This is a genomic window from Curtobacterium sp. MCPF17_047 (genome assembly GCF_003234045.1).
Classification (GTDB): Bacteria; Actinomycetota; Actinomycetes; order Actinomycetales; family Microbacteriaceae; genus Curtobacterium.
Window position 1 is genome coordinate 106471 of record NZ_QKSF01000012.1, and the last position, 7753, is coordinate 114223.

Annotated in this window: 6 protein-coding genes; 2 read left to right on the forward strand and 4 right to left on the reverse strand. The window is 71.5% G+C overall.

Annotation, left to right across the window (positions count from 1 at the left end; translation table 11 throughout):
• Window positions 1–25: 25 nt before the first annotated feature.
• The 3 genes from DEJ33_RS13175 to DEJ33_RS13185 form a co-directional block, all read right to left on the reverse strand.
• On the reverse strand, window positions 26–2284 hold the full coding sequence (locus tag DEJ33_RS13175; protein WP_111195198.1) for an ATP-binding domain-containing protein: 2259 nt from the start codon (window positions 2282–2284) through the stop codon (window positions 26–28).
• A gap of 90 nt (window positions 2285–2374) precedes the next feature.
• Complete coding sequence (locus DEJ33_RS13180) at window positions 2375–3217, reverse strand: aldo/keto reductase (RefSeq protein ID WP_111195199.1); 843 nt, start codon at window positions 3215–3217, stop codon at window positions 2375–2377.
• Window positions 3217–3588 carry an FKBP-type peptidyl-prolyl cis-trans isomerase gene (locus DEJ33_RS13185; protein ID WP_111045050.1) on the reverse strand — a complete coding sequence of 124 codons (372 nt, stop codon included), beginning with the start codon at window positions 3586–3588 and terminating at the stop codon, window positions 3217–3219. Before DEJ33_RS13185 ends, DEJ33_RS13180 begins: the two co-directional genes overlap by 1 nt.
• A 69-nt stretch (window positions 3589–3657) precedes the next feature.
• Between DEJ33_RS13185 and DEJ33_RS13190 the strand changes: the two genes are divergently transcribed.
• Complete coding sequence (locus tag DEJ33_RS13190; protein ID WP_111195200.1) at window positions 3658–4989, forward strand: MFS transporter; 1332 nt, start codon at window positions 3658–3660, stop codon at window positions 4987–4989.
• Between the two features lie 21 nt (window positions 4990–5010).
• Window positions 5011–6087 carry a YihY/virulence factor BrkB family protein gene (locus DEJ33_RS13195; protein ID WP_111195201.1) on the forward strand — a complete coding sequence of 359 codons (1077 nt, stop codon included), beginning with the start codon at window positions 5011–5013 and terminating at the stop codon, window positions 6085–6087.
• A gap of 98 nt (window positions 6088–6185) precedes the next feature.
• Here the strand turns inward: DEJ33_RS13195 and DEJ33_RS13200 are convergent, their stop codons facing one another.
• On the reverse strand, window positions 6186–7697 hold the full coding sequence (locus DEJ33_RS13200; protein WP_258378166.1) for an aspartate ammonia-lyase: 1512 nt from the start codon (window positions 7695–7697) through the stop codon (window positions 6186–6188).
• Window positions 7698–7753 lie beyond the last annotated feature (56 nt).

Sequence of the window (7753 nt, forward strand, 5' to 3'; positions counted from 1 at the left end):
GCTCCTCAGGTGACGTCGACGACCGTCAGGCGACGTCGATGACCGTCAGGCGACGCGTGGGGCGGGTCATCGCGACGTAGACCGCCGCAGCCGCACGGGCGGCGTCGGACCCGACGCGGTCCGGGTCGACGAGCAGCACGCCGTCGAACTCCAGGCCCTTCGCATCGGCACCGGTGAGCACCGTCACCGAGCCCGGGCGCGGTGAACCCAGCCCGCGGACGTCGGCCTCGGTGCGGGCCAACCGCGCACGCACGGCGGCGACGTCGGCCTCCGGCACGATCACGCCGATCGTCCCCGAACCGATCAGGTCACGCACGCTGTCGACCCGACGGGCGACGGTGTCGAGCAGGTCCGATCGGTCGACGTGCAGCCGCTCGACGGGGTCACCGTCGCGGACCGCCTCGTTCGCGGTCACCGTCAGCCCGGCCGAGGCGGCGAACGCCCCGGCGGCCTCGACGATGGAGCGCGGCGTGCGGTAGTTGACGGTGAGTTCCTCGAGCCGGGAGTCCAGCGGCACCTGCGGCGCACGGCCCCGGCGACGGCGGGAGAGCGCGCCGCGGACGTCGTCCCACGTCCGGGCGGCACCGGGCGAGGAGCCCTGCGCCATGTCGCCGACGATCGTGAAGGAGCGCAGCGGGTTCCGTCGGGCGAGGATCCGCCACTGCATCGGCGAGAGCTCCTGCGCCTCGTCGACCACGATGTGCCCGTAGGTCCACTCGCGGTCCTCGGCGGCGCGCTCGGCGGTGGAGCGGGGGTCGCCGTTCTCCGCGAAGGCCCCGGCGACCTGTTCGGCGCTGACGATGCCCTCGACGCCCATGTTCTCGATGGCCTGCCGGGCGTTCTCGATGTCGCGGTTCCGGCTGGCCTTGGCCTGGCGCTTCGCCGCACCACCGGTCGGGTCGAACTCCCCGAGAAGCTCGGCCGCCTCGTCGAGGAGCGGGACGTCCTCCACCGTGAACGCGGCACCACGCTCGCGTCGGAGCAGTTCCCGGCGCTCCGGGGACCAGTTGGGCGTCAGCGACGCCAGCCAGTTCGGACGGGCGAAGAGGTCCTCGACGAGCTTCTCGGCGGGCAGCGGCAGCCACGCCGTGTTGAGCAGGACGCGGGCGTCGTACGAGCTGCGGATGTCCTCACGGAGGACCTTCTCGTCGGCCTCGTCCACCGTCGTGCCGCGCTGCCGGAGCTGCTCGGCGAGCAGACGGGTCATGGCGTCGAGCGCGTTCTTGTTGAACGACACCCGAGCGACGTTGTGCGGCTTGCCGCGGTCCTGGGCGCGACGCATCGCCTCGGCGACGAGCTGCGGCGGGACGACGAGTCGTTCACCCTCGACGTCGAGCGTGACGGACTCGGTCGGGACGACCTGGCGCGAACGCACGGCCCGGCGCAGCAGGTCGGCCATCTCGCCGGAGCCCTTCACGGCGGCGACGTCGCGCCTGTCGTGCACGGTGGTGTGCAGCCCCGGGTAGAGCGAGCCGAGGGAGGCCATCACGACGCCGGTCTCGCCGAGGGACGGCAGGACCTGCTCGATGTAGGTGAGGAACGCCGGGGACGGCCCGACCACGAGCACCCCGGACCCCCGGAGCCGCTCGCGGTACGAGTAGAGCAGGTAGGCGGCGCGGTGCAGCGCCACCGCGGTCTTCCCGGTCCCGGGCCCACCCTGGACGATGAGCACGCCCTCGAGCGGGGAGCGGATGATGCGGTCCTGCTCGCCCTGGATCGTGGCGACGATGTCGGTCATCCGGCCGGTGCGCTCGGCGGTGACCGCGGCGAGCAACGCGCCCTCACCCTGCAGGTGGGTGCGCTCGTCGTCGTACAGGGTGGCGTCGAAGACCTCGTCCTCGACGCCGACGACCGTGCGGCCCTCGAGCGTCAGGTGTCGGCGGGCGCGCATGCCCATCGGATGGGCCGCGGTGGCCTGGTAGAACGCACTGGCACCGGGCACCCGCCAGTCGAGCAGCAGCGGACGGTGGTCGGCGTCACGGAGACCCACGCGACCGATGTACCGGAAGGCGTCCTCGTCGGCCGGCGGGTCCTGGACCTCGAGCCGGCCGAAGACGAGCCGGTCGCCGACGCGTTCGAGCGTGGCGACGGTGTCCTCGTAGAGCCGGGCGAACGCGTCGCGCTCGCTGCGGCTCTGGTGGTTGCCGCCGACGGTCTGTCGACGGGTCTCGGCGAGTCGCTGGGCGGCCTCGGCCGTCAGCTCGTCGAGTCGGCGGAACAGACCGTCGACGTAACCGCGTTCACGGTCGATCTCGGTGGGTTCGGAAACACGCGCTTCGGACACTCGCAACCCTTCGGGACAGGGGGACCAATCGTATCCCCCCGCCCCGGTCGGCTTCGACTCGATCGCGGCCGCGACCGCGACCGGTCGCGACTACATCTCTTCGTGCGTTTCCGGGTCGCCGTCCCAGAGCCGACCGCGCTCGAGCGCGGAGATGGCCTGGACCTCGTCGTCACTCAGCGTGAAGCCGAACACGTCGAGGTTCTCGCGCTGCCGGTCCGGGTCGCCCGACTTCGGCACCGGGACGGCACCGAGCTGGACGTGCCAGCGGAGCACGACCTGGCCGGCCGACACCCCGTGCGCGTCGGCCGCGGCGGTGACCGGTGCCTCGGTGAGGAGCTCGGACTGCTTCGCGAGCGGGCTCCAGCTCTCGGTGACGATGCCCAGCCGCTGGTGCACGGCACGCAGCTCGGACTGCGGGAAGTACGGGTGCAGCTCGACCTGGTTGACGGCCGGTGCGACCCCGGTGGCGTCGATGATGCGGTCGAGGTGCTCCGGCGTGAAGTTCGAGACACCGATCGAGCGGACCTTGCCGCTGTCCCGCAGGTCGACGAACGCCTTCCAGGTGTCCACGAACTTGCCCACCGACGGGTTCGGCCAGTGGATCAGGTACAGGTCCAGGTGGTCGAGCCCCAGGTTCGCCAGGGTCTCGTCCACCGAACGGTGCGCCTCGTCGTACCCGTGGTGGCGTCCCGGGAGCTTCGACGTCACCACGAACTCGTCGCGCGGGACCTCGGCGCGGCGGACCGCTGCACCGACGGCGTCCTCGTTGCCGTAGTTCAGCGCGGTGTCGAGCAGGCGGTACCCGCTCGTGATCGCCGCACCGACCGCGGCGATCCCCTCGTCGCCGTCCAGCGAGTACGTGCCGAGGCCGAGCGCCGGGATCCGGTGCCCGTCGTTCAGCTCGAGGGTCGGGACCTCCGGGACGCCCGCCATCAGCGGACGCCGAGCAGGTCGATGACGAAGATCAGGGTCTTGCCGGACAGGAAGTGTCCGCCGCCGGCCGGGCCGTAGGCGAGCTCCGGCGGGACGACGAGCTTGCGACGGCCGCCGACCTTCATGCCGGGGATGCCCTCCTGCCAGCCGCGGACGAGGGCCGCGAGGGGGAAGTCGATCGGTTCGCCACGACCCCAGGAGCTGTCAAATTCCTCGCCGGACTCGTACTCGACGCCGGCGTAGTGGACCTTGACGGTCGAGCCGGACTCGGCGACGGCACCGTCGCCCTCGACGATGTCGGTGATGACGAGGTCGGTGGGGGCCGGGCCCTCGGGGGCGTCGAACTCGGGCTTGCTGTTCAGGTCAGTCATGCTCGTCAGTCAACCAGAGAACGAAACCCGGCCCCGCAGGCGGCCTCCAGGCCACAGAATGGTTCCACCGTGACACCAGATGCCCCCGTGGACGCCCCCACGAAGCCCCACCGTTCCCTGTTCGCCGACCTCACCCCCCTCCGCCGCTCACCCGCGTTCGCGCGCCTGTGGATCGGCAGTTCGATCGCCGGCATCGGCACCATGATGACGAGCGTCACCGTGGGCCTCGAGGTGTACGAGATCACCCGCTCCACCTTCATGGTGTCGCTCGTCGGCGTGATCTCCCTGGTGCCGATGATCCTGGCCGGCCTCTACGGCGGGATGCTCGCCGACGCGTTCGACCGCCGCACGGTGGCCCTCGTCTCGGCCGTCCTGGCGTGGGTGTCCACCGCGATGATCGCCGCCCACGCCTGGCTCGGACTCGACAGCGTCGTGCTGCTGTACGTCCTGGTCACCGTGAACGCCGTCGCCGGGACCGTGATCGGAGCGTCCCGCGCGGCGATCGTGCCGCGCCTGGTCGGCATCGAGCTCCTGCCTGCGGCGAGCGCCCTGAACAGCATCAGCGCCGGGTTCTCGGTCACCGTCGGACCGGCGGTCGGCGGCGTGCTGGTCGCCGCGTTCGGCTTCGCGCCGACCTACACGGTCGACGTCGTGCTGTTCAGTGCGGCGTTCCTCGGGGTCATCACCCTGCCGCGGATGGCTCCCGAGCACGACGCGCTGCGCCCCGGGCTGTCGTCGCTGATCGAGGGGGCGAAGTTCCTCCGACGCTCCCGCAACATCACGATGACGTTCGTGCTCGACATCATCGCCATGACGTTCGGGCAGCCCCGCGTGCTGTTCCCCGCCATCGGCGCCCTGGTCGTCGGCGGCGGGTCCATCACCGTCGGTGCGCTCACCGCGGCCTACGCGATCGGTGCGCTGCTCTCCGGCATCTTCTCCGGCCCGCTCGGCCACGTCCGACGGCAGGGCGAGGCGGTCGGCTGGGCGATCACCGTCTACGGCGGGGCGATCGCGGCGTTCGGTGTCGTCGTCGCCTGCGCCCACCTCCTCGGCGGGCGGCCGTCCGAGACCTTCTCGACCGGCATCCTCCCGGCGCTGGTGCTGTGCGCGCTGTTCCTCGCGGTGGCTGGCGGTGCGGACAACGTGAGCAGCGTGTTCCGCGGGACGATCCTCCAGGCCGCCGCGCCGGACGGCATGCGCGGACGACTGCAGGGGATCTTCATCGTCGTCGTCACGGGAGGCCCGCGCGTCGGCGACCTGTACGCCGGCCTCGTCGTCGCGGCCGGGTTCGCCTACCCGCCGGTGATCGGCGGCGTCCTCATCATCGCGCTGGTCGCCCTGCTGCTCCGGCTGGTGCCGTCCTTCCGCCGGTACGACGCCCTGCACCCGAACGCGAACTGACGGAGCCGGTACCGTCGACCCATGCCGCCGAGCCGAGAACGCGACCTGCGCCGCTCGGGGGTCCGGGCGGTGGTGCGTCGGACGTACCACTCGGTCATCCGGCACCGGGTCGTCGACTCCGCCGCGTCGCTGACGTTCTTCGCCCTGCTCACCGTGTTCCCGACGGCGCTGACGGTGGTGTCGATCCTCGCGGTCGTCGACCAGGGCGGCGACAGCGTGGCGGACATCGTCGGCGTCCTCAGTGTGCTGCTGCGACCAGAGACCGCCGAGCACCTCGAGACCCCGCTCCGGCAGCTGCTGACGCTCGACAACCCGTGGCTCGGCGCGACCGTCGGACTCGTCCTGACGCTGTGGTCGCTGTCCGGGTACGCGACCGCGTTCGGCCGAGCGATGAACACCGCCTACGAGGTCGAGGAGGGCCGGCGGATCTGGAAGTTCCGCGGCATGATGCTCCTCGTCACGCTGCTGGTCATGGTCGGCGGTGCCGTCGCGCTCGTGATCCTGCTCGGCACCCCGATGATCTCCGCTGCCGTCGTGCAACAGGTCGGCTGGCCGTCCTGGGTCGACGACGTCTGGAACGTGGTGAAGTGGCCGGTGCTCGCCGCGGACCTGGTCGTCATGGTCGCCGTGCTCTACACCGCCACCCCCAACGTCAAGACACCGCAGCTGCGGTGGGTGTCCGCCGGTGCCGGCTTCGCGATCGGCACCTGGGCGCTCGCCACGGTCGGCTTCGCGCTGTACGTGGAGACGATCGGCGGCGGCAACCGGGCGTACGGCTGGCTCGGCGGAGCGCTGCTGCTGCTCGTCTACCTGTACATCTCGAACTTCGTGCTCGTCGTCGGCGGGGAGCTCGACTCCGAGGTGATCCGGATGCGGCAGCTCCTCGCCGGCATCGAGGCCGACGAGACCATCCGCCTGCCGCTCCGCGACGTCACCCGGAACTTCACACTCGCCCGGTGGCGGGACCAGGACATCGCGGCGGCGGCGCAGGTGCGGGCCGCAGCCGCGGAGCTGCCCGACGACGAGGGCTCCCCGCGGGACGAGGAACTCCGGCGCGTCGCGGGGCAGGTGCGCGCGGGCGAGCGGCCGATGCCGTGAACTGCGTGCCGTCGGGAGCAGCGCGCCGTCAGGGCGTCTGACGGACGGGAGGCTCGTGGCGGCGTCGCCACGGGCCTCCCGTCCGGTGGGTCCCGCCGTCAGACCTGCGGCGGACGCGGTGCGATGTCGCGGGCGTGCTGCTCGAGCATCGCCTCGGTGATCACCGGCATCGCGCCCGTCGCGAGCTCGATGCCGGACAGCCGCGCGGGGCTGAGGACCCGGTGCACCTGGTGCTCGTCCATCAGGCCCGCCGCGATCACCAGCGTCGAGATCGGGGTCGAGGTCGTCAGCGCCGTGTGCGCGATCGACGCCGCCGCCGCGTAGCCGATGTACGGCGTCAGCGCCGTGACGACGCCGACGTTCGTGTCGACCTGGGCGGCGAGCTTGGCCTCGTTCGCCTGGATGCCGGTGACGCAGTGCTCGCGGAGGGTCGCGCATCCACGGGCCATCCACTGCAGCGACTGCAGGATCGAGTGGGCGATGATCGGCTCGAACGCGTTCAGCTGCAGCTGCCCGCCCTCCGCCGCCATCGTCACCGTGGTGTCCGCTCCGGCGACCGCGAACGCGATCTGGTTCACGACCTCCGGGATCACCGGGTTCACCTTGCCCGGCATGATCGAGGAGCCCGCCTGCCGGGGCGGCAGGGTGATCTCGCCGAGGCCCGCCTGCGGACCCGACGCCAGCAGTCGCAGGTCGTTGCAGATCTTCGACAGCTTCATCGCACTGCGCTTCACGGTGCCGGACAGCGTCATGAACGAGCCGGCGTCACTCGTCGCCTCGATGAGGTCCGGTGCGGTGACGACGTCGACGCCGGACGCGACGGCGAGCTGCCTGCGCACCTCGTCGCGGTAGAGCGGGTCCGCCGTGATGCCCGTGCCGATCGCGGTCGCGCCGAGGTTCATCTCGCAGAGGAGCGGCACCACCCGGCGGAGTTGGACGACGTCCTCCTGGATGGTGTGCGCGAAGCCCGTGAACTCCTGGCCGAGGGTCATCGGCACCGCGTCCTGCAGCTGCGTCCGACCGACCTTCAGGACGTCGGCGAACGCCTGCCCGCGCTCGGCGAAGGCGGCGGACAACTGCTCGAGCTGGTCGGCCAGGCGGCGCACCCCGTAGATCATCGCGATCTTGATGCTCGTCGGGTACGTGTCGTTCGTCGACTGGCTGCGGTTCACGTGGTCGATCGGGTGCAGGTAGGCGTAGTCGCCCTTCTCGCGGCCCAGCAGCTCCAACGCCCGGTTGGCCAGGACCTCGTTCGTGTTCATGTTCGTGCTCGTGCCCGCGCCACCCTGCACCACGTCGACCACGAACTGGTCGCGGAGGGCGCCGTCGCGGACTTCCTGTGCAGCACGGTCGATGGCGTCGGCGCGCTCGTCGTCGAGGACTCCGATCGCCCGGTTCGCGCGCGCCGCCGCCTGCTTCACCGTCACCAGCGCTGCGACGAGGTCCGGGTACACCGCGATCGGCACGGAGGCGATCGGGAAGTTCTCCATCGCCCGGAGGGTGTTGATACCCCAGTACGAGTCGACGGGCACCTCCCTCGAGCCCAGGGAATCGGTCTCGGTGCGGGTGGCAGCGCTCGTCACGTTGTGTTCCTCTCCGTCGCGGGTCACCTTCCGAGGGTAGCCCGCGACCGTCCGGCCGGTGCGGAACGGGGCGGGGCGGGTGC

Bases quoted from the DNA above. Each gene is read 5' to 3' on its own strand.
- DEJ33_RS13180 (WP_111195199.1), bottom strand. From the start codon at position 3,217: ATGGCGGGCGTCCCGGAGGTCCCGACCCTCGAGCTGAACGACGGGCAC.
- DEJ33_RS13195 (WP_111195201.1), top strand. From the start codon at position 5,011: ATGCCGCCGAGCCGAGAACGCGACCTGCGCCGCTCGGGGGTCCGGGCG.
- DEJ33_RS13185 (WP_111045050.1), bottom strand. From the start codon at position 3,588: ATGACTGACCTGAACAGCAAGCCCGAGTTCGACGCCCCCGAGGGCCCG.